Here is a 22,911-nt window from a genome sequence, read left to right as displayed (position 1 = left end):
GCGAGTGCTCCGAACACTCCTGCTCGGCTTGGTCACACTGGCGGCATCGCTGGTCGCCCCGGCCGCCGCGGCTGAACCCGTCGCCGAGCCCGGCGCCGCCACCACGCAGAACCCGATCTCGTCGTCGTTCTCCGACACCTACGCCGATCCCGCCGTGCTGCGCGGCAAGGACGGCTGGTGGTACATGTACGCGACCAGCGACCCGCTGCACGAGGCCCCGAGCGAGTTCGGCCTCATGCACATCGCCCGCACCCGCGACTTCGCCGACTGGGAGTACCTCGGCACCGTCTTCGATGAGGCGGACCGGCCGGCCTGGACGACGGGGTCGTCGTTCTACTGGGCCCCGGACATCCGCTACGTCGACGGGCGGTACGTCATGTACTACACGGTCACGGACACGGTGGCCGAGCCCGGGCCGTGGAACTTCGCGATCGGGGTCGTGACGGCGCCGACCCCGGCCGGGCCGTGGACCGACTCCGGCGGGCCGGTCGTCGCGCCGCGCCCGACCGGCAACGGCGACTACTTCAACACCATCGACCCCGCGCTGCTCGCGGCGCCGGACGGCAAGCGCTACCTGTACTTCGGCGGCTTCCACGGCGGGCTGTGGGTGACCGAGCTCGACGAGTCCGGCCTGCGGGCGGTGGGGTCGCCGACGCAGGTGGCCATCGGCGACCGGTACGAGGGCTCGTTCGTGGTGGAGCGCGACGGCTGGTACTACCTGACCGCGTCGTCGGCCAACTGCTGCGCCGGCCCGGTGACCGGCTACAGCGTGTACGCCGGCCGGTCGAAGAGCCCGCTGGGACCGTTCGTCGACCACGAGGGTGTGTCGCTGCTGGACTCCCGGGTCGGTGGCACGCAGGTGCTGGCGCAGAACGGCAACCGCTGGATCGGCGTCGGCCACCACGCGATCGTCTCCGACGTCTCCGGCCAGGACTTCATCGTCTACCACGCGATCGACCGGAACGACGCGTGGCTGGACGCGCCCGGTGGCGTCAACGAGCGCCCGACGCTCATCGACCGGCTGGACTGGATCGACGGCTGGCCGGTCGCGCGCGCCGGCGCCGGGCCGTCCGACACGCCGCAGCCGGCGCCGACGACGTCGAGCTCGCTCGGGATCGTGAGCGACGATCCCGCCGCCGGTGAGGCACTGCGGGCCGTGGCCGGCTCGTGGGACGCCGGGACCGACGACGACGGCGACGCGGGCGCCGTGGGGCGGCTGGTCCCGGCCGACGGGGCCGACGACGCCGCGGTGCGCACCGAGGCGAGCGCGCCGCGGGAGCCTCGCGTCGAGGCCGACGTGCGGGTGCCGACCGGCGGGCGGGTCGCCGTCGAGGTCGCCGACAGCGGCCCGTCCGGCGTGTCGGTGACGGTCGACGACGCCGCCCGGACGCTGACCGTCGAGGCCACCCTCGGTCCCCGTACGGTGAGCGACACCGCACCGCTGCCGTCCCGCTTCGACGCCGGCGAGTGGACGTCGCTGGCCGTCGAGGTGCGTACCGGCCGGGCCACGGCGCGGCTGGCCGAGAGCCGGCTCGGCGACGCCGACGCCGTCGTCGGGGTCGACCTGCCGAACGGGCTGGCCCGGCCGCGGCCGATCCAGCTGACCGTGTCCGGCGGCGAAGCGCAGGTGGACAACCTCACCGTCGTGGCCGCCCACCAGCCGGTCACCGAACGCGTCGCCGAGCCGGTGCCCGGCGACGAGGTGTTCGCCGAGGAGTTCGACGGCGACCTCGACACCGGCTGGTCGTGGCTGCGGCCGTCGTCGTCGGTCACCGTCGGGGAGGGCGTGCTGCGCTGGCCGCTGGAGTCCGTCGACGTCGTCGGTGCCGCCAACACCGGGCCGCTGCTGCTGCGCACCCCGCCGGAGGGCGACTGGATGGCCGAGACCAAGCTGGACCTGGACCTCGGCTCCGGCACCGTCCGCAACTACCAGCAGGCCGGGATGATCGTCCGGGTCGACGACGACAACCTGCTGCGGCTGGGCGACGTGGCGATCTGGGGCACGCGCCAGGTGGAGTTCGGCAAGGAGCTGGACGAGAACGGCGCACTGCGCTGGGGCGCGCACCTGGGCGGCCCGGTCGCGGAGACGATGTGGCTGCGCATCATGCACACCATCGACCCAGCAACCGGCGAGCACCGGTACCGGTCGGCGTCGTCGCGCGACGGGGTGAGCTGGCGGTGGGGCGCGACGTGGACCCTGCCGGCGCACACCGAACCGTCCATCGGTCTCTACGCGGGCGGCGGCGCCACCCCCGCCACCGTCGCGGCATTCGACTGGTTCCGCCTGTACGAGGTTCGATGAGATCGCTCGTGGCCGGGCTGGCGCTGCTCCTGCTGGGAGCGTGCGTCGGCTCGGCCCCGTCCTCGTCGCCGTCGGACCCGCCCGCATCGTCGCCTACCCAGGAGCAGCCGGCCACCATGGGATTCACCAACCCCGTCCACGACCGCGACTTCCCCGACCCCGCCGTCATCGAGGTGGACGGCGTGTACTACGCGTACGCGACGAACTCGCAGCTGGGCAACCTGCCGACGCTGCGCTCGACCGATCTGGTGACGTGGGAGCCGGTCGGCGACGCGATGCCGGCGCTCGCGCCCTGGGTCACCGGCGGGCGCACCTGGGCGCCGGAGGTCGCCGTCCACGCTCCGGACCGCTACGTGCTCTACTACACCGCGCTGAGCACCGCGGGTCAGCGCCAGTGCGTCGGCCGGGCCGTGGCCACGTCGCCCGAGGGTCCGTTCGTCGACGACTCCGCCGAGCCGATGATCTGCCAGCTCGACGAGGGCGGCTCGATCGACGCCAGCCCGTTCACCGACATCGACGGCGCCCGCTACCTGCTGTGGAAGAACGACGGCAACGCGATCGGCGTCGACACCTGGATCTACGCCCAGCCGCTGACGCCGGACGGGTTGGCGCTGACCGGGGAAGCGGTGCGGCTGGTCAAGCAGGACCAGGCGTGGGAGGGCAACCTGGTCGAGGCGCCGTTCCTGTGGCTGCGCGACGGCACGTACTACCTGTTCTACTCGGCCAACGACTACGGCTCCGACGCGTACGCCGTCGGGTACGCCGTCTGCGACGGACCGCTCGGGCCGTGCACCAAGCCGACGTCGTCACCGGTGCTGGCCTCGACCGACGACGCCGCCGGGCCCGGCCACTGCGTGCTGATCGAGAAGGACGGGCGCACCTGGATGGTGCATCATGCCTGGCCGCCGGACGCCATCGGCTCGGCCGTGCCCGGCCGCACGATGTGGCTCACCGAGCTCACCTGGGAGGGCGACCGGCCGGTGCTCGACGGTCCGCGCGCGTCGGTTCCGGTCAGTCCGTGAGCGGGAGCGCGAGCTCCTCGACGACTCGGGTGAAGCCCTCCCCGCCGTGACCGGCGCCGATCAGCCGGCGGACGACGCGGTCGACATGCGCGAGGTGGTCGGAGTTCATGCCGCGCGACGCTCGCAGCTCGCCCAGCTGGGCCAGCACTCGGGCGTGCTCCTCGAGCGTTGCCGGGCCGCGCGGGTAGCTGCGGTCGCGCACCTGCGCGGCCACGTCGGGCAGGGCGTCGACGACGTAGCCCAGCTGGGTGCGGCCGAACGGCACGAACGTCTCGGCGTCGACGCCGGAGGAACCGACCAGAGCCAGGGCGTTGAGGAAGGCCAGCTCGGCCTCGTACCAGAGCCCCATCAGCGCGAGGTCGTAGAGCCCGGCCTGCCGGGGATCGGCGCCGACGTGGACGGCGTCGCCCAGGGCGCGCAGCGTGGCGGCGTGCGCCTGGAACAGCTCGGGGTCGCCGCCGTAGAGCAGGGTCGCCGACGCGGTGCCCACCTGCTCCGGCTGGGCGTGGGCGACGCCGTCGAGGTAGCCGGCGCCGCGGGTACGCAGCATGGTGGCGACATCGTGCGCCTCGTCCGGAGTCCCGGTGGTCAGGTTCACGACCGTACGCCCGCGAAGCGTGTCGCCGGCGGCGTCCAGCACGTCGTTCGCTGCGGCGTAGTCGGTGACGCAGACGACCACGAGGTCACTCGCGGCGACCGCCTGCCGGGCCGTCTCCGCGCCCCTGGCGCCGTCGCCGGCCAGCGTTCCGGTCTTGCCGGGCGACCGGTTCCACACCGTCGTCGAGTGCCCGGCGCGTAGCAGGGCGCCCGCGAGGGCGGAACCCATCGCGCCGAGTCCGAGCACGCTCACGTCCATCTGGACCTCCGTTACGTTACGGCCAGTATCGTAACGGAGCGAAGGCGTGGGCGGACGCATGGGGCCGCCGTCGCGGGGACGGGTCAGCCCACGTCGACGGTGACGGTGTGCCAGCCGGTCGCGCCGTCCGGCACGGGCTGCGCCTCGTCACCCGTCTGGACCTCGCCGTCGGCGGTGACGGCGCGGACTTGCAGGCGGTGCTCACCGGGCTCGGCGTCCCAGTCCCAGACCCACTGCCGCCAGGTGTCGGAGCTGGGCACGTCGGCGAGGCGGGCGTCGGCCCAGTCGCCGTCGTCGACCCGGACCTGCACGGCAGCGATGCCCCGGTGCTGCGCCCACGCGACGCCGGCGACGGCGACCGTCCCGGCCTCGACGTCGGCGCTGCCGCGCGGGACGTCGATGCGCGAGGCGACCTTGACCGGCCCGCGCTCGGCCCAGCCGCGCGTCGTCCAGTACGCCTCGAAGTCGTCGAAGCGGCTCACCTCGAGCTCGACCACCCATTTCGTGGCGCTGACGTAGCCGTACAGCCCGGGCACGATCATGCGGACCGGGAACCCGTGCTCGACGGGGAGCGGGCCGCCGTTCATGCCCAGCGCGAAGAGCGCGTCGCGCCCGTCGGTCAGGACGTCGAGCGGCGTGCCGGCGGTCCAGCCGTCCTGCGAGCGCGACAGGACCGCGTCGGCGTCGGCAGCCGGGACGGCCAGCGCGAGCACGTCGGCGATCGGCACGCCGGTCCACAGCGCGTTCCCGATGAGGTTGCCGCCGACCTCGTTCGACACGCAGTTCAACGTCAGCCAGCGATCCACCAGGCCCAGGTCGACCAGGCCCTGGTAGTCCAGCTCGACCTCGTTCTCGACCATGCCGTGCACCCGCAGCGACCAGTCCTCGGCCCGGACCAGCGGGACGGACAGCGCGGTGTCGATGCGATAGAAGTCCTGGGTGGGCGTCCGCCACGGCTGCGCACCGTCGACCACGAGGTCCACGCCGCTCGGCACGTCCGGCCGCGGCAGGTCGATGCTGGCGGCGAGATCGTCGCGCGACTCCTCCACCCCGAGCCGCCGCGCCCCGAGCGCCCGCCCGATCAGCCCGCCGGCCGCGGCCAGCCCAGCGGTCACGCCGGCCGCGGTGAGGAACGAGCGCCGGCTGGGGCCGGTGAGCCGTGGCGCAGGCTGCGCGTCGTCGACGGTGGGCGGCTGGGCCGCCTTTCCGACCAGCCAGCTCAACACCGGCAGCGCGACGACCCCCGCCGCGATCGTGGGCACCAGGTCGGCACCGGTGGAGTCGGGCCGGCTCCACACCGCCAGCGCGGCGACGCCCAGCAAGGCCGCGGCCGCGGCGATACCGGCAGTCCGGCGCCGAGCGGTCAGCACGCCGATCGCCGCACCCAGCGCGACCAGCACGACGGCCATGCCCACCAGCAGCGCGGTCTTGTCGTTCGTGCCGAACAGGTCGATCGCCAGGTCCTTCAGCCAGCTCGGCGTCAGGTCGATGAACTCCTCACCGACCGCCACCACCGGCGTCTCCGCCCGGCCCAGCGCACCGGCGATCACCTCGGCGACCGCGAGCCCCAGCGCGAGCGCCAGCACCCCCGCCAGCGCCGGCGGCCACCACGGCCGCCGCGACGCCGACGGCGACGTGCCCGGCTCGGCGGCCGTCACGGAATCGGTCACCCTCCGATCATCCTCCCGCGGACCGCTCCCGCCCACGGCTCGACCTTGATCGTCAGCGTTTGTTCAGAATCGAGAACCGCCCCCACCACCTGACATCACCGCGTTGATCACGGCTGGAAGCGCCTTCCGAGTGCGGATCAGGTGAGGGTGAGGGCGGCGAGGTGCGGGGCGATGGCGCGGAAGGCGCGGCCGCGGTGGCTGATTGCGTCCTTCTCGGCCGGTGAAAGCTCGGCGGTGGTGCGGGTGTCGCCGTCGGGGACGAAGATCGGGTCGTAGCCGAACCCGTTCTGGCCACGCGGGGCGCGGACGACGACCCCGTCGACGCGGCCCTCTTCGGTGAAGGACGAGCCGTCGGGCAGCGCCAGGGCGGCCACGCAGACGAACGCGGCGTGGCGGTGGGAGTCCGGGACGCTCTCCAGCTGGGCCAGGACCAGCCGCAGATTGGCGTCGTCGTCGCCGTGCCGGCCGGCCCAGCGAGCGGAGAAGACCCCCGGCATGCCGCCCAGCGCGGCGACGCTGAGCCCGGAATCGTCGGCCAGGGCGGGCAGGCCGGTCGCCGCGGCCACCGCATGCGCTTTGAGCAGCGCGTTCTCCGCGAATGTCAGGCCGGTCTCGGCGACGTCCTCGACGCCGGGGAACTCGGTGACCGCGACCAGGTCGACCGCCGACCCGGCGGACTCGAGGATGCGTCGGATCTCCGGCACCTTGTGCGCGTTGCGGGTGGCCAGGACCACCCGGGGCGCGCCCGTCACCGAGCCGAGGCCAGGGCGGCGCGCTGGAACTCGGTCAGCTCGCGGCAGCCGTCGCCGGCCAGGGCCAGCAGGGAGTCGAGCTCCTGCCGGTCGAACGGCGCCCCTTCGGCGGTGCCCTGGACCTCGATGAACCGGCCGTCACCGGTCATGACGACGTTCATGTCGGTCTCGGCGCGCACGTCCTCCTCGTAGCACAGGTCGAGCAGCGCGACGCCGTCGACGACGCCGACGGAGACCGCCGACACCGAGTCGGTCAGCACTTCGCCGCTGGCCAGCATGCCCTGGCCGCGCATCCAGGCGATGGCGTCGCTCAGCGCCACGTACGCGCCGGTGATGGCGGCCGTGCGGGTGCCGCCGTCGGCCTGGAGGACGTCGCAGTCGACGACGAGCGTGTTCTCACCCAGCGCGGAGGTGTCGATGATGCCGCGCAGAGACCGGCCGATGAGCCGGGAGATCTCGTGCGTGCGACCGCCGATGCGGCCCTTCACCGACTCGCGGTCGGAGCGGGTGTTGGTGGAGCGCGGGAGCATCGCGTACTCGGCGGTCACCCAGCCCAGGCCCGATCCCTTGCGCCAGCGCGGGACGCCCTCGGTGACCGACGCGGCACAGAGCACGCGGGTGCGGCCGAACTCGACGAGCACGGAGCCCTCGGCGTGGTCGAGCCACCCGCGGGCCAGGCGGATGGTGCGGAGCTGATCGGCGCTGCGGCCGTCGGAACGCGTCATGCGTCCCAAACTATCGGTCCGGCGCCGCGGCGCGTGCCGGTGGCGGGGTCCGCACCGCGATGTGCGGGTTTCGCCTGCATCGGCCGTGGCGGTCACGTAGCGTCGTCGCCATGCAGCGCAGGGCGGCGCCGAGGCATCGCCGGGCGCCCCTGCGGCGGGTGTCCGGGCGGCGTGGCGCGCTCGCCGTCACCGCCGGGGTCGCCGCGGAGCTGCTGCTCACCGCCGGCGTGCTGGTGCTGCTGTTCGCCGTCTACACCCTGTGGGGCACCGGTCTGCAGACCGCAGCGGCCCAGGACGACCTGCGCGACCAGTTCGAGCAACACGTGCTGGACCGCGACTCCGGCCAGACCGACGACGCTCCCGACGACAACGAGGACGCCGAGCCCGCGCCGCTGGAGCTCGGCGACGCGTACGGCATCCTGCGGATCCCGCGGTTCGGCGACGGCTGGGAGCGCATCGTCGTCGAGGGCACCGAGCCGGACGACCTGGAGAACGGGCCCGGTCACTACGTCGACAGCGCCGACCCGGGGCAGCTCGGCAACGTCTCGATCGCCGCGCACCGCTCCGGCCACGGCTCGCCGTTCGCCCCGTTCCCGGAGCTGCGCGAAGGCGACGTCGTCGAGATCGAGACCATCGACGGCGTGTACCGCTACGAGCTGGACGACGCTCCCGACGGCGACAGCGACGGCAACGTCATCAAGCCCACCGAGCTGTGGGTGGTCGACCCGGTGCCGGGCGAGCCGGCCGACGCCGATCCCACCGAGGCCCGGATCACCCTGACCACCTGCTGGCCGCGGCTTGGCTCGGAGAAGCGGATGTACGCGACCGGCGTGCTGGTCAGTGCCGAGGAGCACCGCGCCGCCGGCTGAGGCTCGTCCCGCGGTCGTCGCCCACGATCGGCTTGCCCCTCACCGCGCGACACGTCCCGATCGACGCGGACGGCGGACAGCTTCGCCAGGCGCTGGTCGACCGCGGTCAGAACAGCATCAGCGGGTAGACCTCGAACGAGGTGGCGAAGCGGGTCCCGAGACGGGTGCCGTCGGCGCGGGCGAGGCCCTCGAGGAACTCCGCCGGCTCCGGGTGCCCTTCGAGCGCGCCGAGGTACCCCGCGTGCGCCTCCAGCGACTGGACCCCCAGCTGGAAGGTCGCGGTGGTGTCGACGCCGTGCCGAGCCTCCGGCGAGCCGCCGGCCCAGATGGCGCGCACCTTGTTCCACGGCTCGTGGCCCTCGTCGAGCAGCTCGCGGAAGACCCAGCGGTTGCCGGCGTCGCGCGCGGCGTCGAGGACGGCCCGCCCGACGGCGATGTGGTCGGCCTGGTTGAGCATGACGCCGCCGAAGGTCTCGCGGAAGTTGCCGGTGATGACGATGTTGGGCCGGTGCCGCCGGATCACCCGGGCCAGGTCGCGGCGCAGCGGCAGGCCGTACTCGACCACGCCGTCGGGGTAGCCGAGGAACTCGACCTCGTCGACGCCGACGACGCGGGCGGCTTCGCGCTCCTCCTTCTCGCGCAAGGGTCCGGTCTGTTCCGGCGGCATGGCGTCGATGCCGGCCTCGCCGCTGGTGACCATGCAGTACACGATGGTCTTGCCCTGGCCGGTCCAGCGCGCGATGGCGGCCGCGGCGCCGTACTCGACGTCGTCGGGATGGGCGGCGATGACCAGGCCGCGCTCCCAGTCCTCGGGCAGCGGCTCGATCGGCTCGGGCGCGACCACGTGCTCCGTCATTGTCAGACCTCCCACCAGCCGTCCGGTGAGGCCAGCTCCACCGGGCCGTCGAACACCGCTCCGGCGCTGGCCACGGCGCGCTGCGGATCGCCCCATGGTGGCACGTGCGTGACGACAAGTCGACGGACCCCGGCGGCGGCCGCGTGCTCGCCGGCCTGCCGTCCGGTCAGGTGGACGCCGGGCGGGTTGTCGTCGCCGTCGCCGTAGGCCGCCTCGCACAGCAGCAGGTCGGCGCCGTCGGCCAGCTCCACGAGGGCGTCGCTGGGTGCGGTGTCGCCGGAGTAGACCAGGCTCCGCCCGTCGTGGGTGACACGGATGGCGTAGGCCGGCACCGGATGCGGCACCGGCGTCACCCGCACGTCGAACGGCCCGACGCGGAAGGTCCCGGCGGGGAAGGGGAGGAAGTCGAACTCGCCGGACAGCCCGGGCTGCGGCTCCTTGCCGTATGCCGCGGCCATCCGCGCCCCCGTCCCGACCGGCCCGTACACCGGGATGCGCCGCGGCGACGTCACGCCGTAGCGCAGCGCGACGTACAGCCCGCACAGGTCCATGCAGTGGTCGGGGTGCAGGTGGCTCAGGACGACGCCGTCCAGCTCGGCGAGCCCGTCCAGGCCGACCTGACGCTGCAGTGGTCCGAGCGCTCCGTTGCCGAGGTCGACGACGAGCCGGGCGCCGTCGGCCTCCACGAGATAGCCGGACGCGGGCGAGTCCGGCCCCGGCACGGACCCGGAGCAGCCCAGGACGGTGAGCCTCAAGGCGTGACCGCCTCGTCGTGGCGAACGACCGGCAGCTCCGTCGTCTCCTCGACCGACGCGACCTCCGGGCCGAGGAAGCGCCGCCCGAGCTCGCGGAACGGCCGCGAGTCGCCGGTGGAGCGGAAGTGGTGCCGCGGCGGCGGCAGGGTGTCGGCGCGCATGAGCCGGTTGGCGGCCAGCACCCGGTAGACGTCCTTCGCGGTCTCCTCCGCGCTGCTGACCAGTGTGACGTTCTCGCCCATCACGTAGGAGATGACGCCGGTGAGCAGCGGGTAGTGCGTGCACCCGAGCACCAGAGTGTCGACGCCGGCGGCCCGGACGGGGTCGAGGTACTCGCGCGCGGCCTGCTCCAGCTCGCCGCCATGCGTGACGCCGGCCTCGACGAACTCGACGAACCGCGGGCAGGCCCGGGTGGTGATGCGCAACTGCGGCGCCGCGGCGAAGGAGTCCTCGTAGGCTCGCGATGTGACGGTGGCGCGGGTGCCGATGACGCCGACGTGCCCGTTGCGCGTGGCGGCGACTGCGCGGCGCACGGCCGGCTGGATGACCTCGACGACGGGGACGTCGTAGCGCTCTCGGGCGTCGCGCAGGACCGCGCTGCTGGCCGAGTTGCACGCGATGACCAGCAGCTTCACTCCTTCGGCGACGAGCGTGTCCATGACGTCGAGGGCGTACTCGCGCACCTGCGCGATCGGTCGCGGGCCGTACGGGCCGCGGGAGGTGTCGCCGACGTAGAGGACGGGCTCGTGCGGGAGCTGGTCGAGCACGGCGCGGGCGACCGTCAGTCCGCCCACGCCGCTGTCGAAGATTCCGATCGGTGCGTCGCTCATCGGAGCAAGAGCGTACGCCGCCGTCGGGGCCCTGACGCCCGGACGTGTCGAACGACACGCCCGCCCCATTCCCCGTGATCATCAACGATTTCGGGTGCTATGACCCCCGAGATCGTTGATGATCATGGGGAACGGGGTGATGTAACCTACGACAGGCCAAGTACTTCATCTGTATCGGTTCGGAGGCGGGGATGGTCCGGAACCCGGAGCGGCGCACGGCCCTGCTCGACGCGGCGATCGACGTGCTCGCAGCCCAGGGCGCGCGCGGACTGACCTTCCGCGCCGTCGACGACCAGGCAAGCGTGCCGGTCGGCACCACGTCGAACTACTTTCCCAGCCGCGACGAGCTGCTGCGCCAGGCCGGCGAGTACGTGTTCGTGCGCCTCACGCCGTCGCCGGAGGCCGCCGCGGAGATGCTGGCCGGGCCGCACGACCGCGACCAGGAACGAGTCCTCATGCAGACCCTGCTGCGCCACGCCGAGGCCGACCGGGCGGGATACCTCGCGCTGTTCGAGCTGCGGCTGGAGGCGGTGCGGCGGCCGCAGCTGCGCGAGGCCTTCGCCCAGCAGTTCCGCGCCAACCTGGACCAGATCGTGCACTCACACGTCGAGGGCGGCTTCCCCGGCGACCGCACCACGGCCGTGCTGCTCTACGTGGCGATGAGCGGGCTGCTGCTGGAGCACCTGACGCTGCCGGGGGTGCTCGGCGAGGAGCCCATCGAGGACGTAGTCGCCGCCCTGGTGACGAGGATCGTCCCGGAGTGACGCACCCCTAGGCCCACAGCTGGCCGTCCAACCGGTTCTCGGCGTCGTCGAGGGTACCCTCGTAGGCGCCGGTGGACAGGTACTTCCAGCCGGCGTCGGCGACGACGAACGCGATGTCGGCGCGGCGCCCGTCGGCCACGGCCTTGGCGGCGATGCCGAGCGCGGCGTGCGCCACGGCGCCGGTCGAGATGCCGGCGAAGATGCCCTCGTGCTCGAGCAGCTCGCGCGTGCGCCGGACCGCGTCGCGCGGGCCCACTGAGTAGCGCGAGGTGAGCACCGTCTCGTCGTACAGTTCGGGCACGAAGCCCTCGTCGAGGTTGCGCAGCCCGTACACCAGCTCGCCGTAGCGCGGCTCGGCAGCGATGATCTGCACGTCCGGCAGCTTCTCGCGCAGGTACCGGCCGACGCCCATGAGCGTGCCCGTGGTGCCCAGACCGGCGACGAAGTGGGTGATCTCGGGGAGGTCCTCCAGCAGCTCCGGGCCGGTGGTCTCGTAGTGCGCCTGCGCGTTGGCGGGGTTGCCGTACTGGTAGAGCATGACCCAGTCCGGGTTCTGCTCGGCGAGCCCCTTGGCGACGCGGACGGCCTCGTTGGAGCCGCCTGCGGCCGGCGAGGAGATGATTCGCACGCCCCACATGGACAGCAGCTGCCGCCGCTCGATGGAGGTGTTCTCGGGCATCACGCACACCAGCTGGTAGCCCTTGAGCTTGGCGGCCATGGCCAGCGAGATGCCGGTGTTGCCGGATGTCGGCTCGAGGATGGTGGCGCCCGGCGTCAGCCGGCCGTCGGCCTCGGCGGCCTCGATCATCCGCAGCGCCGGCCGGTCCTTCACCGAGCCGGTGGGGTTGCGGTCCTCGAGCTTGGCCCACAGCCGGACCTGCGGCGACGGTGACAGCTTGGGCAGTCCCACCAGCGGCGTCCGGCCGAGCGAGTCGAGCAGCGACGCGTACCGCATCAGCGCGACGATCCTCCGGCCACCGCGGGCAGCACCGTGACGGAGTCGCCGTCGGACAGCTGGGTCTTCTCCGCGCCGAGGAACCGGACGTCCTCGTCGTTGACGTACACGTTTACGAACCGGCGCAGCGAGCCGTTGTCGAGCAGGCGCTCACGCAGCCCCGGGTGCCGGGCCTCCAGGTCGTCGATGAGCTCCGACAGCGTGTCACCGGTGCCCTCGACGGTCTTCGCGCCGCCGGTGTACTGGCGCAGGATCGTGGGGATGCGGACCTCGACGGCCATCGACGTTCTCCAGAAGGTGAATAGGGACGGTCATCACCGCAACCACGGCGACCAGGTCCATCATTCCCCATCCAGGACGGAGACCTCCTCCTCGGTCACCTCGCCGTCCACGATGCGGAACGACCGGAACTCGCCGTCGGCTCCGTCCCGGGTGGACACGAGGACGTAGTGCGCGCCGGGCTCGTTCGCGTAGGAGATGTCGGTGCGCGACGGGTAGGCCTCGGTCGCGGTGTGGGAGTGGTAGATGACGACCGGTTCCTCGTCGTTGGCGTCCATCTCCTTGTACAGCCGCAGCAGGTCCATGGAGTCGAACTCGTAGAACGTGGGCGACCGGGCCGCGTTGAGCATGGCGATGAACCGCTCCGGCCGGTCGCTGCCGGCGGGTCCGGCGATGACGCCGCAGGCCTCGTCGGGGTGGTCGCGGCGGGCGTGGGCCAGGATGGCGTCGACGAGGTCACGACGGATGCGCAGCACGGTTCTCAGGATACGGGTGCCGCCGGCGCGTGATCGTGAACCCCGTCAGGCCGTAGAACAGGGAGATCAGCGGCGTCAGGAAGCAGAAGTACAGGTACGGCAGGTAGGTCGACACCGAGACGCCGAGCGCACCGGCGCTGAACACGGCCGTCGCGTTCCACGGGATCATCGGCCCGGTCGTGGTGCCGGCGTCCTCGGTCGCCCGCGAGAGGTTCTTCGCCTCCACACCGACGCGCTCGTAGATCGGGCGCAGCAGCGTGGTGCCCATGGCGACGGCGAAGTTGACCGCCCCGCCGATCAGGTTGAGCACGAAGGTGATTCCGAGCGTCGCCGGCACCAGCCGCCGCGGCGTGTCCAGTCGCGGCGTGAGCGCGTCGAGCAACGCCTGCAGGACCCCGGCGGCCTGCAGCGCACCGGCGATGCCCAGCGCGAACACCACGATCGAGGCCAGCCCCAGCATCTTCAGCGCGCCGCCGGTCTCGCCACCGGACAGCAGCCCGGCGATCTCGCCCATCGACTCCGGCGGGGTGTAGCCGTTCCACATCGCCTCCAGCGTCTGCGTGAGCCCGGCCCCCTGATAGAGGACGGCGACGACGGCGCCGGCCACCGCGCCGAGCGCGATCGACGGGAACGCCGGGCGCCGGGTGACCAGCAGCGCCACGACCAGCAGCGGCGGCAGCAGCGGGATCAGGCCGAGCGAGAAGGCCTCACCCAGTGCGGCGCTGACCTCCTCCACCTGCTGCGTGGCGCCGTCCCCGTCGTCGTAGCCCAGCCCCATCACGGTGAAGATCGCCGTGGTGACCAGGATGGCTGGCACCGTGGTCCACATCATGTGCCTGATATGCGGGATCAGCCCGGCGCCGGCCAGCGCCGGTGCCATCACCGTCGTGTCCGACAGCGGCGACATCTTGTCGCCGAAGACCGCACCGCAGATGATGGCGCCAGCGGCGACCCCCGCCGGCACGTCGAGGGCGCTCGCCACCCCCATGAGCGCCAGCCCCACGGTGGCGACGGTGCCGAAGTTGGTGCCGTTGACCAGAGAGGCCAGGGTGCACAGGATGATCGCCGTCGGCAGGAACAGGCTGGGCGTGATGATGCGCAGCCCGAGGTCGATCATGGTGGGAACCGTCCCGGACAGGATCCACGACGAGATCAGCGCACCCACGGCGACGAAGATCAGTACCGGCTGCAACCCGCGGCGCACCATGTCGAGGCTGATCCGCTCGACCTCGTCGTAGGCAACGCCGCGGGCGACGGCGAACGGGATCGCCGTCAGGAATCCTGCCGCCATCATCAACGGCAGCGGCGCGTCGGCGACGACCAGCCCCAGCACGAGCACGGCGACCACGGTCGCCAGCGCGAGCAACGCGTATCCGATCCCGGCCGGGCCGGCCACCCGCTCCTGTTCAGTCTCGTTCGGCTGCATGCCGCACTCCTTCGGACGTACGGATCAGAGGGGGCCCGCGGTCTCCTGCGAGACCCGGGCACGGTAGGCGTCGAGCAGCTGGCGCCAGATCGGACCGGGCTCTCCGGTGCCGATGCGCCGTCCGTCGATCTCGACCACCGGGACGAGCTCGCACACGGTCCCGGTGACGAAGACCTCGTCGGCGGCGTAGAAGTCGAACAACGACAGCCGTGCCTCCCGGACCGCGAGCCCGGCACCGCGCGCCTGCTCCATGACGGTGGCCCGGGTGATGCCGTGCAGGCAGGCGGTCGCGAACGGCGTGCGCACGACGCCGTCGGCCACGCAGAAGATGTTGGCGGTGTCAACCTCGGCGACGAAGCCGTCGGTGTCCAGCATGAGGGCGGCGTCGACACCGTCGTCCCAGACCTCCAGCCGGGCGACGATGGAGTTGAGCTGGTTGGCGTGGTGGATGCCGGGGTCGAGCACCTGGGGGCTCGGGCGGCGGATGCTCGCGGTGCGCAGCCGCTGCGGCGTGGGAACCTCGGGCACGGGCTTGTGTTCGGCGACGACCACGAGCGTGCCGCGCGGCGGTGCGTTGCGCGGGTCCATCCCGGAGGTCGAGCGGGTGCCGCGGGTCACCATGAGCCGCACGTGGACGTCGTGGCGGAAGCCGTTGGCCTCGAGCGTCGCGGCGACGGCGGCGGCGATCTGCGCGCGGGTCCCGGGCAGCGCGATGCGCAGCGCACGCGCCGAATGCTCCAGCCGGTCCAGGTGGTCGGCGAGCCGGAGCACGGTGCCGTCGTAGACCCGCAACCCCTCCCAGACGGCGTCCCCGGACTGGAACCCGGCGTCGAACACCGACACGGACGCGGACTCGGCCGGGACGATCGACCCGTCGACATACACCATCAGCGGCTGACCCATGCTTCTCCTCATCGTCGATCAGATCCGATATCTTGTCCTGCCATCGACGGTCAGTCAAGAGGATCGGATCTGATCGACGATGTTCGGGCGGGCATGAAAGGATGCGGCAATGGCACCGAGCCACCAGCTGCCCTACCGCACGAAGACCGAGCTGGTCTACGAGCACCTTCGCGAACGCATCCTCGCCGGACAGCCGGCACCCGGCGAGCGCCTGGTCCTCGACCAGGTCGCTGCCGATCTCGGCATCAGCAAGGTCCCGGTACGCGAGGCGGTCACCCGGCTGCTCGGCGAGGGCTGGCTGGAGAACCGGCCGCACGCCGGACCCGTCGTGCCCGTGCTGTCACCCGCGGAGGTCGTCGAGACGGCGGTGATCCGCGCCGCGCTGGAGACCGCCGCCATCGAGGCGGCCATCCCACGCCACGACGAGCGGTCGGTCGCCGCGATGCGCGAGATCCTGACCGAGATGGAGATCGCCGACGAGGAGGCCGAGTTCCCCCGCCTGAACGTCCGGCTACACACCGCCGTGATCGAGCCGTGCGGGCTGCCCCGGCTGCTGGAGATGACGGTGTCGCTGATGCACCGGACGTTCCGGTACCAGACCATCCATCGGGTCGGCGGCTACCGGCAGCTGGCACACTCCGAGCACGTGGCGATCGTCGACGCCGTCACCGCGCGGGACGTGGAGCGGGCGACGGCGCTCACCCGCCGGCACATCGTGGAGGCCGCCGAGCGGCTGGCCACGGCACTGCGTGGCGAGGCCTGACCGCCGCGAGATGCCCACGCTCAGCCCGCGTCGGCGAGGACCTACTCCATGGCGGCGGAGAGGGTGCGGACCAGGGTCTCCTGGACCCAGCCGAGCCAGTCGTAGACGTCGTGCACGTGCCGGCGGGGGTCGTTCTCGTCCAGGGCCAGCCAGTCGTCCTCGTCGTCCTCCGCCACGCCGAGGCGGGTGCCAAGTGCCAGCCGGAGGTCGGTGAGGGTGCGCAGCCACGCCTCTGCCTGGTCGGTGTCGAGCTCGATGCGCAACTTCTCGCGCGACTTCGCCGAGCGGGCCGACGCCGCGGCGCCGTCGGCGGTGGCCAGCGACGCCAGCACGGTGGCGGCGGAGGCGGCCTTGCGGTCGCGCAGCCCGCGCTCGGTGAACCGGCGGAAATCCGACGCTGCCTCGTCGTCCTCGCGATACGCGTCGGGGAACAGCCGCAGCAGCACCGGGTCGGTGGGCCGCGACTGCGCGTCGTCGCCCAGCCCCAGCTCAGCCGCCCACACGTCGCCGGCTTTGGTGTCGGCGCGCTCGTCGCGCACCAACTCGAGCAGCTGCCCGACCAGGGAGCGCAGCAGCTCGACCTCGACGACGTGGAACGACGCGGCGACGACGCCTCCGCGAGCTCGACGGAAAGCGGTGCTCAGACTCGGTCCCCCGCCTTCTGCAGCGTGGCCCACAGACCATACGAATGCATGGCCTCCACGTCCCGCTCCATCTCCTCGCGCGTGCCCGAGGACACGATGGCTTTGCCCTTCTCGTGGACGTCGAGCATGAGCTTCTCGGCCTTGACCTTCGGATAGGCGAAGTATGTCTGAAAGACGTACGTGACGTACGACATCAGGTTCACCGGATCGTTCCACACCACCGTGACCCAGGGCACGTCGGCCTGCGGTACCTCCGCAGCCTCCGGACGCTCGATCTCTACTGGTGCGGTCATCATGGCCCCCAATGGTGTCATCTTCCGGCCATCACCCCGCGCCACTGGCTGACAAGCGCAACACAGCGCCGGACCCGGGTCATTCCCCCCGGCTCCGACATCTCATCATCCACCTCACACTACGGCTTCGCCAGTCTGGCCCTTATCTAGGCGATTCCGGCCATGACCACGCCGACAACGCCCGGAAACCCGGGCCATTCGCGGTACCGCCGCATACTCTGGAGCTTGTGTCGGCTACGACAGCCCTGCTCACCGACCATTACGAGCTGACGATGCTCCAGGCCGCACTGGCCAGGGGCACCGCGGGGCGACGCTCGGTCTTCGAGGTGTTCGGGCGTCGTTTGCCCGGCGGCCGGCGCTACGGCGTGGTCGGCGGCACGGGCCGGCTGCTGGAGGCCATCGAGGCGTTCCGGTTCGACGACGACGCCCTCGCCTACCTGGAGCGCACCTGCGTCGTCGACGGGCGCACCCTGGACTGGCTGGCCGGCTACCGCTTCAGCGGCGACGTGTGGGGGTATGGCGAGGGCGAGGCTTACTTCCCCAACTCACCACTGCTCGTGGTCGAGTCCAGCTTCGCCGAGGCGGTCCTGCTCGAGACGCTGGCGCTGTCGGTGCTGAACTACGACTCCGCGGTGGCCACGGCCGCGTCCCGGATGACGACGGCGGCCGGACAGCGGCCCTGCATCGAGATGGGGTCGCGGCGCGCGCACGAGTGGGCCGCCGTCGCCGCGGCGCGCGCCGCCTACATCGCCGGCTTCGCCTCCACCAGCAACCTGGAGGCCGGCCGCACCCACGGCGTGCCCACCCGCGGCACCAGCGCCCACTCGTTCACGCTGCTGCACGACAGCGAGCGCGACGCGTTCACCGCGCAGGTCGACTCCCTCGGCAAGGGCACCACACTGCTGGTCGACACCTACGACGTCGCCGAGGCGGTCCGGCTGGGCGTCGAGATCGCCGGGACATCGCTGGGCGCGGTCCGGCTCGACTCCGGCGACCTGCTCTCGCTGGCCGGTGAGGTACGCCGGCAGCTGGACGACCTCGGCGCGACCGAGACGCGCATCGTCGTCACCAGCGACCTCGACGAACACGCCATCGCCGCGCTGGCCGCCGCCCCCGTCGACGCCTACGGCGTGGGGACGGCATTGGTCACCGGCGCGGGCACGCCCACCGCGGGCCTGGTCTACAAGCTGGTCGCCCGCGAGGACGACGACGGCGACCTGGTCGCGGTCGAGAAGAGGAGCGCCGGCAAGGTCAGCCACGGCGGCCGCAAGTACGCGCTGCGCCGGCTCGGTGCCCGGGGTGTCGCGGAGGCCGAGGTCATCGGCGTCGAACACGCTCCCGCCGACGACAGCCGCGGCGCCACCGACCGCCCGCTGCTCATGCCGCTGATCCGCGACGGCGAGGTCGTCGGCCGTGAGCCCCTGTCGGCCGCCCGCGACCGGCATCGCCGCGCCCGCGAAGAGCTTCCACCCACCGCGCTGCAGCTCTCTCGCGGTGAGCCAGCCATCCCCACCCGCTGGGAGGAGCGGACATGAAGCGTGCACTGATCGTCGTCGACGTGCAGAACGACTTCTGCGAGGGCGGCAGCCTCGCGGTCGGCGGGGGCGCCGACGTCGCCTTCGCCATCTCCGAGGTGCTCAAACGCTGGACCGACAGCGACCCCTGGGAACGCCGCTACGACTACGTCGTCGCCACCCGCGACCACCACATCGACCCCGGCGACCACTTCTCCGACTCCCCCGACTACGTCACCAGCTGGCCGCGGCACTGCGTCGCCGGCACCGACGGCGTCGCCTTCCACCCCAACCTCGACCCGCAGCCGTTCGACGCGGTCTTCGACAAGGGCGAGTACACCGCGGCCTACTCCGGCTTCGAGGGCCGCTCCCACGACGACGTCCCGCTCGCGGACTGGCTTCGCACCCACGAGGTGAACGCCGTCGACGTCGTCGGCATCGCCACCGACCACTGCGTGCGCGCGACGGCGCTCGACGCGGCCCGCACCGGCCTGGAGACGACGGTGCTGCTGGACATGACTGCCGGGGTCGCCGCCGACAGCACCGCCCGGGCGTTGGACGAGCTGCGCGCGGCCGGCGTCCAGCTCGAGGGCCAGCCGGTGGTGCGGGCTTAGGGGGCGGCCGAGGGATCGCGGGCTTCGAGCAGGTCGTCCCAGTGCTCCTCGCCCCAGGCGCACAGCGCATCGAGCACGCCGATCATGCTGAGCCCGAGCGGCGTCAGAGTGTACTCGACATGCCGGTGCGGCCCCGGCAGCTGGACGAGATCGAGCAACCCCGTCACCACCGGCTTCACCTGGTCCTGGAGCGGGTGTGAGGCCGCCCGGCCGGTAGGGTCGGGCGTCGTGAGAGCCGCCGTTTGGATGATCGCCGGAGCGCCCGGCGCCGGGAAGACCACGGTCGCGCGCGAGCTCGCCGCCCGGCTCGACCCGGTGCCGGCGCTGCTGGACAAGGACACCGTCTACGCGCACTTCGTGGTGGCGACGCTCGAGGCGCACGGCCGGCCCTTCGGCGAGCGCGAGGGCCCCTGGTACGACCAGCACATCAAGGTGCACGAGTACGCCGGCCTGGCCGACACCGCGGCCGAGATCCGTTCGGCCGGCTGCCCCGTGGTCCTGGTCGCGCCGTTCACCGGCCAGATCCGCGACCCGGACGCCTGGGCGGCCTACGTCAAGCGGCTCGGCGGCGACCCCGTTCACCTGCTCTGGGTCCGGTCGAACGGCGACACGCTGCGCGAACGCATTCTCGGCCGCGGGCACGACCGGGACGGGCAGAAGCTGGCCAACTTCGACGAGTTCGTCGCCGCGACGCAACCCGGCGTGCCGCCGCCGGTGCCGCACCACGAGATCGACAACCGGCGCGACGCGCTCCCGCTGGCCGGCCAGCTCGACGCCGTCCTCCGCTGACGTCGCCGGAAATGATGATCACGTTCACCCGTGCGTCACCAGGATCACCCGTGCGTCACCAGGATCACCTGCATGGTGCGACACGAGATTTCGTGCTGAACGTGATCATTTCCGGTTTACGTCAGGAGAACAGGCGCTCCAAAACCTCGGCGACGCCGTCGGCGTCGTTGCTCCCGCATCGGTGGGTGGCCGCCGCGACGGCGTCGGGGTGCGCGTCGGCGACGGCGTAGGACGTGCCGGCCCACGTGAGCATCGGCACGTCGTTGGGCATGTCGCCGAAGGCCACGACGTCGTGGGCGTCCGCGCCCAGCTCGGCGCAGAGCGTCGCCAGCGTGGACGCCTTCGAGACGCCGGACGCGCTGATCTCCAGCACGGCGTCGGTGCCGGAGTACGTGGACGTCGCCAGCGAGCCGACCACCGCGGCGGCCCGGGACACGAACTCGCGCGCGTCTAGCTCCGGGTGCCTCACCAGCAGCTTCGACACCGGCTCGGCGAGCAGCTCGTCCAGATCGGCCACCAGCGTGTCGTGCGGCGCGGGCCAGCGGCCGCGGAAGGTGGGCTCGTGGCCGAAGCGCATCCGCCGCTCGATGGCGAACGTCGAGCCCGGGACGCTCTCGCGGATGGCCTGCGCCACCTGCAGCGCGATGTCGCCGGGCAGACCGTGCTCCTCGACCACCTCGCGCCGGCGCACGTCGTAGACCAGGGCGCCGTTCGCGCAGATGGCCAGGCCGTGCGCGCCGACGGCGTCGGACAGCTCGTCGATCCACCGCGGCGGCCGCCCGGACACGAACACCACGGTGGCACCGGCGTCCTCGGCCCGGGCCAGGGCCGCGCGGGTGCGGTCGGACACGGTGCCGTCGCTGCGCAGCAGGGTGCCGTCGAGGTCGGTCGCCACTACCTTCGGCCGCGCCGACCCCCGCGTGGACGGCGACGTCTCCACCCGCATGCTCATCCCGGAAGCGTCAGACCGGACTGGACCGCGAACACGACCAGCTGGGCGCGGTCGCGGGCGTGCAGCTTCACCATGGCCCGGCTGACGTGCGTGCGCACCGTGGCAGGGCTGACGACCAGCTCGGCGGCGATCTCGTCGTTGGACCGCCCAGTGGCGACCCAGGCGACGATCTCGCGCTCTCGCTCGGTGAGCCGGTCCAGCTCCGGGTGCGGCGCGCTGGCCGGCGCCTCGCGGGCGCTGAACTTCTCGATGACCCGCCGGGTGACCGACGGCGACAGCAGCGAGGCGCCGTCGGCGACCACCCGGATGGCGTGCAGCAGCTCGTCGGGCGGTGAGTCCTTGAGGACGAACCCGCTGGCCCCGCCGCGCAGCGCCTCGAAGACGTACTCGTCGAGTTCGAACGTGGTGAGCACGATGACCTTGACGTCGGCGAGGCCGGGATCGGTGGTTATCTCGCGCAGCGCCGCCAGTCCGTCCATCACCGGCATCCGGATGTCCATGAGCACGATGTCGGGCCGGGTGCGGCGCACGACGTCGACGCCGCTGCGCCCGTCGCTGGCCTCGCCGGCCAGCTCGGTGTCGTCCTCGGTCTCCAGCAGGGTGCGCAAACCCATCCGGACCAATGCTTGGTCGTCCACCACCGCGACCCTGATCGTGCCGTCACTCATGACGTCGATCCTGACATGTCCGGCTCTCGGTCCGCGCGCGCCAGGGGTAGCCGGGCGTGGACGGCGAACCCGCCGCCGGTGCGTGGCCCGGCCTGCAGCCGGCCCCCCAGCGCCTCCGCGCGGGCCCGCATGCCGGCGATCCCGGTACCGGACCCGACCGCCGGCGACGACGTCCCGGCCTCCGCGCCCGCGCCGTTGTCGGTGACGTCGAGCAGCAGCTCGTCGCCAGCGCGGCGGACGTGCACCTCGGCCCGGGTCGCACCGGCGTGCCGCAGCACGTTGGTCAGCGACTCCTGCACGATCCGGTACGCCGCGACGTCGATCTCCGGCGGCAGCTCGGCGCCGTCCTCGGCCGGATCGGGCAGCCGCGCGGACACCTCGACGCCGCCGGCCCGGATGCGTTCGAGCAGCACCTCGACCTCGGCCAGCCCGGGCACCGGCCGGCGCGGCGCCTCGTCGCTGACCGGGCTGCGCAGCTCCTGCAGCTCCGCGCGCAGGCCGTCGAGCGAGGCGCGGCTGGTGTCGCGGATGGCCTCCAGCGCCTCGCGGACCTTCGTCGGGTTGCGGTCGAGCACGTGCAGCGCGACGCCGGCCTGCATGGCGATGACGGCGAGCCCGTGCCCGACGGAGTCGTGCAGCTCTTGGGCCATGCGCAGCCGCTCCTCCGACACCGCGCGCCGCGCCAGCGCCGCCCGCACGTCCTCCTGCGACTCGCGCCGGGTCCGCAGCGCGGCGCCGACGGCGACCGGTGCGGCGAACGCGGCCATGGAGGCGATCCCCCAGCCCGTCACCTGCCGCCACAGGTCGGAGCCGGACTCGTCGACGATCCGCACCATCGACACGGCGAACATCAGCACGTAGTAGCCGCCGACCCACCGCAGCGCCTCCCGCAGCGGCAGCGACGAGCCGGCCGTGTAACAGACGACGACGATGGTGAACATGATCGGGCCGTAGGCGTAGCCCACCACCAGGTAGGTCAGCACGGCCGCCCCGCTGACGACGAGCACCCCGCGCGGATAGCGCCGCCGCCACGCCAGCGACACCGTCGCGATCACCACGAGCACGTAGGTGAACGGCTCCGGGTCGCGGCTCCACTCCTGTCCCTCGGTGGCCGCGTGCGTCCCGCCGATGCCCACGAACAGCAACAGCAGCGCGAGCGCGGCATCCTGCGCCCACACGTTGACACGGTCGGTCCACTTCACGCCTCCGACCATAGGCGCCGGCGGCGTGCCAG

26 protein-coding genes are annotated in these 22,911 nt (G+C 72.5%); 8 read left to right on the top strand and 18 right to left on the bottom strand.

What is annotated here, in order from left to right:
• Positions 1 to 4: 4 nt before the first annotated feature.
• Positions 5 to 2,302: a glycoside hydrolase family 43 protein gene (locus E1269_RS08980; RefSeq protein WP_131893534.1), complete on the top strand. Its 2,298-nt coding sequence runs from the start codon at positions 5 to 7 to the stop codon at positions 2,300 to 2,302.
• Entirely contained in the window at positions 2,299 to 3,324 is a 1,026-nt protein-coding gene (locus E1269_RS08975) for a glycoside hydrolase family 43 protein (RefSeq protein ID WP_203433224.1), read from the top strand. The genes E1269_RS08980 and E1269_RS08975 overlap by 4 nt, the downstream gene beginning before the upstream one ends.
• Here the strand turns inward: E1269_RS08975 and E1269_RS08970 are convergent.
• From E1269_RS08970 to rph, 4 genes are all read right to left on the bottom strand, one after another.
• Positions 3,314 to 4,180, bottom strand: coding sequence for an NAD(P)-dependent oxidoreductase (locus tag E1269_RS08970; protein ID WP_162606295.1), 867 nt, complete (start codon positions 4,178 to 4,180; stop codon positions 3,314 to 3,316). The genes E1269_RS08975 and E1269_RS08970 overlap by 11 nt on opposite strands.
• An 83-nt stretch (positions 4,181 to 4,263) precedes the next feature.
• A complete protein-coding gene (locus E1269_RS08965; RefSeq protein WP_131893530.1) occupies positions 4,264 to 5,850 on the bottom strand; it encodes a molybdopterin-dependent oxidoreductase in 1,587 nt (528 codons plus the stop codon).
• A 137-nt stretch (positions 5,851 to 5,987) separates the two neighbouring features.
• Entirely contained in the window at positions 5,988 to 6,602 is a 615-nt protein-coding gene (gene rdgB, locus E1269_RS08960; protein ID WP_131893528.1) for an RdgB/HAM1 family non-canonical purine NTP pyrophosphatase, read from the bottom strand.
• Positions 6,599 to 7,327 carry a ribonuclease PH gene (rph, locus tag E1269_RS08955; protein WP_131893526.1) on the bottom strand — a complete coding sequence of 243 codons (729 nt, stop codon included), beginning with the start codon at positions 7,325 to 7,327 and terminating at the stop codon, positions 6,599 to 6,601. Before rph ends, rdgB begins: the two co-directional genes overlap by 4 nt.
• A 110-nt stretch (positions 7,328 to 7,437) precedes the next feature.
• Between rph and E1269_RS08950 the strand changes: the two genes are divergently transcribed.
• Entirely contained in the window at positions 7,438 to 8,196 is a 759-nt protein-coding gene (locus tag E1269_RS08950) for a class E sortase (protein WP_162606294.1), read from the top strand.
• A 106-nt stretch (positions 8,197 to 8,302) separates the two neighbouring features.
• On the opposite strand, the gene E1269_RS08945 is transcribed toward E1269_RS08950, so the two are convergent.
• Genes E1269_RS08945 through murI form a run of 3 tightly spaced genes read right to left on the bottom strand, consistent with a single transcriptional unit; the run spans position 8,303 to position 10,637 of the window.
• Positions 8,303 to 9,052 (bottom strand): PIG-L deacetylase family protein, encoded by a 750-nt coding sequence (locus E1269_RS08945; protein ID WP_203433222.1) that lies wholly within the window; start codon positions 9,050 to 9,052, stop codon positions 8,303 to 8,305.
• Between the two features lie 2 nt (positions 9,053 to 9,054).
• A complete protein-coding gene (locus tag E1269_RS08940; protein ID WP_131893522.1) occupies positions 9,055 to 9,807 on the bottom strand; it encodes an MBL fold metallo-hydrolase in 753 nt (250 codons plus the stop codon).
• The gene (murI, locus tag E1269_RS08935) at positions 9,804 to 10,637 is read right to left on the bottom strand and encodes a glutamate racemase (protein ID WP_131893520.1); all 834 of its coding nucleotides are present in this window, start codon (positions 10,635 to 10,637) and stop codon (positions 9,804 to 9,806) included. Before murI ends, E1269_RS08940 begins: the two co-directional genes overlap by 4 nt.
• Before the next feature lie 191 nt (positions 10,638 to 10,828).
• On the opposite strand from murI, the gene E1269_RS08930 reads away from it, so the two are divergent.
• Positions 10,829 to 11,401: a TetR/AcrR family transcriptional regulator gene (locus E1269_RS08930; protein ID WP_131893518.1), complete on the top strand. Its 573-nt coding sequence runs from the start codon at positions 10,829 to 10,831 to the stop codon at positions 11,399 to 11,401.
• Between the two features lie 7 nt (positions 11,402 to 11,408).
• On the opposite strand, the gene E1269_RS08925 is transcribed toward E1269_RS08930, so the two are convergent.
• Genes E1269_RS08925 through E1269_RS08905 form a run of 5 tightly spaced genes read right to left on the bottom strand, consistent with a single transcriptional unit; the run spans position 11,409 to position 15,440 of the window.
• On the bottom strand, positions 11,409 to 12,359 hold the full coding sequence (locus E1269_RS08925) for a PLP-dependent cysteine synthase family protein (RefSeq protein ID WP_131893516.1): 951 nt from the start codon (positions 12,357 to 12,359) through the stop codon (positions 11,409 to 11,411).
• A complete protein-coding gene (locus tag E1269_RS08920; protein ID WP_131893514.1) occupies positions 12,356 to 12,637 on the bottom strand; it encodes a MoaD/ThiS family protein in 282 nt (93 codons plus the stop codon). The genes E1269_RS08925 and E1269_RS08920 overlap by 4 nt, the downstream gene beginning before the upstream one ends.
• Positions 12,638 to 12,697: 60 nt before the next feature.
• Positions 12,698 to 13,111: a M67 family metallopeptidase gene (locus tag E1269_RS08915; RefSeq protein WP_203433217.1), complete on the bottom strand. Its 414-nt coding sequence runs from the start codon at positions 13,109 to 13,111 to the stop codon at positions 12,698 to 12,700.
• Positions 13,092 to 14,537 (bottom strand): Na+/H+ antiporter NhaC, encoded by a 1,446-nt coding sequence (gene nhaC, locus E1269_RS08910; protein WP_131893510.1) that lies wholly within the window; start codon positions 14,535 to 14,537, stop codon positions 13,092 to 13,094. The genes E1269_RS08915 and nhaC overlap by 20 nt, the downstream gene beginning before the upstream one ends.
• 24 nt (positions 14,538 to 14,561) lie before the next feature.
• Positions 14,562 to 15,440: an aminotransferase class IV gene (locus tag E1269_RS08905; RefSeq protein ID WP_162606293.1), complete on the bottom strand. Its 879-nt coding sequence runs from the start codon at positions 15,438 to 15,440 to the stop codon at positions 14,562 to 14,564.
• A 109-nt stretch (positions 15,441 to 15,549) separates the two neighbouring features.
• Here E1269_RS08905 and E1269_RS08900 point away from each other — a divergent pair, with 109 nt between their 5' ends.
• Positions 15,550 to 16,203 (top strand): GntR family transcriptional regulator, encoded by a 654-nt coding sequence (locus tag E1269_RS08900; protein WP_131893506.1) that lies wholly within the window; start codon positions 15,550 to 15,552, stop codon positions 16,201 to 16,203.
• A gap of 41 nt (positions 16,204 to 16,244) precedes the next feature.
• On the opposite strand, the gene E1269_RS08895 is transcribed toward E1269_RS08900, so the two are convergent.
• Together E1269_RS08895 and clpS are read right to left on the bottom strand one after the other, a co-directional pair.
• Complete coding sequence (locus E1269_RS08895) at positions 16,245 to 16,880, bottom strand: DUF2017 domain-containing protein (RefSeq protein WP_203433215.1); 636 nt, start codon at positions 16,878 to 16,880, stop codon at positions 16,245 to 16,247.
• Entirely contained in the window at positions 16,844 to 17,143 is a 300-nt protein-coding gene (gene clpS, locus E1269_RS08890) for an ATP-dependent Clp protease adapter ClpS (RefSeq protein WP_131893504.1), read from the bottom strand. Before clpS ends, E1269_RS08895 begins: the two co-directional genes overlap by 37 nt.
• 269 nt (positions 17,144 to 17,412) lie before the next feature.
• On the opposite strand from clpS, the gene E1269_RS08885 reads away from it, so the two are divergent.
• Both E1269_RS08885 and E1269_RS08880 read left to right on the top strand, forming a co-directional pair.
• Complete coding sequence (locus E1269_RS08885; protein ID WP_420810610.1) at positions 17,413 to 18,675, top strand: nicotinate phosphoribosyltransferase; 1,263 nt, start codon at positions 17,413 to 17,415, stop codon at positions 18,673 to 18,675.
• Complete coding sequence (locus E1269_RS08880; RefSeq protein ID WP_131893500.1) at positions 18,672 to 19,268, top strand: isochorismatase family protein; 597 nt, start codon at positions 18,672 to 18,674, stop codon at positions 19,266 to 19,268. Before E1269_RS08885 ends, E1269_RS08880 begins: the two co-directional genes overlap by 4 nt.
• Here the strand turns inward: E1269_RS08880 and E1269_RS32805 are convergent.
• On the bottom strand, positions 19,265 to 19,438 hold the full coding sequence (locus E1269_RS32805) for a winged helix-turn-helix transcriptional regulator (protein ID WP_203433213.1): 174 nt from the start codon (positions 19,436 to 19,438) through the stop codon (positions 19,265 to 19,267). The genes E1269_RS08880 and E1269_RS32805 overlap by 4 nt on opposite strands.
• Positions 19,439 to 19,496: 58 nt before the next feature.
• Here E1269_RS32805 and E1269_RS08870 point away from each other — a divergent pair, with 58 nt between their 5' ends.
• On the top strand, positions 19,497 to 20,057 hold the full coding sequence (locus E1269_RS08870; protein ID WP_203433210.1) for a P-loop nucleotide/nucleoside kinase family protein: 561 nt from the start codon (positions 19,497 to 19,499) through the stop codon (positions 20,055 to 20,057).
• Positions 20,058 to 20,178: 121 nt separating this feature from the next.
• Here E1269_RS08870 and E1269_RS08865 read toward each other — a convergent pair whose 3' ends face one another.
• The 3 genes from E1269_RS08865 to E1269_RS08855 are packed head-to-tail and all read right to left on the bottom strand — an operon-like array spanning position 20,179 to position 22,879.
• A complete protein-coding gene (locus E1269_RS08865; protein ID WP_203433208.1) occupies positions 20,179 to 21,009 on the bottom strand; it encodes an HAD family hydrolase in 831 nt (276 codons plus the stop codon).
• The gene (locus E1269_RS08860; protein WP_131893494.1) at positions 21,006 to 21,677 is read right to left on the bottom strand and encodes a response regulator transcription factor; all 672 of its coding nucleotides are present in this window, start codon (positions 21,675 to 21,677) and stop codon (positions 21,006 to 21,008) included. Before E1269_RS08860 ends, E1269_RS08865 begins: the two co-directional genes overlap by 4 nt.
• Positions 21,674 to 22,879: a sensor histidine kinase gene (locus E1269_RS08855; RefSeq protein WP_162606292.1), complete on the bottom strand. Its 1,206-nt coding sequence runs from the start codon at positions 22,877 to 22,879 to the stop codon at positions 21,674 to 21,676. The genes E1269_RS08860 and E1269_RS08855 overlap by 4 nt, the downstream gene beginning before the upstream one ends.
• Between the last annotated feature and the right edge of the window lie 32 nt (positions 22,880 to 22,911).

Source organism: Jiangella asiatica, from assembly GCF_004349065.1.
GTDB classification, from domain to species: domain Bacteria; phylum Actinomycetota; class Actinomycetes; order Jiangellales; family Jiangellaceae; genus Jiangella; species Jiangella asiatica.
The sequence above is the reverse complement of the archived record's forward strand: the minus strand, read 5'-3'. Positions and strand labels throughout refer to the sequence as shown.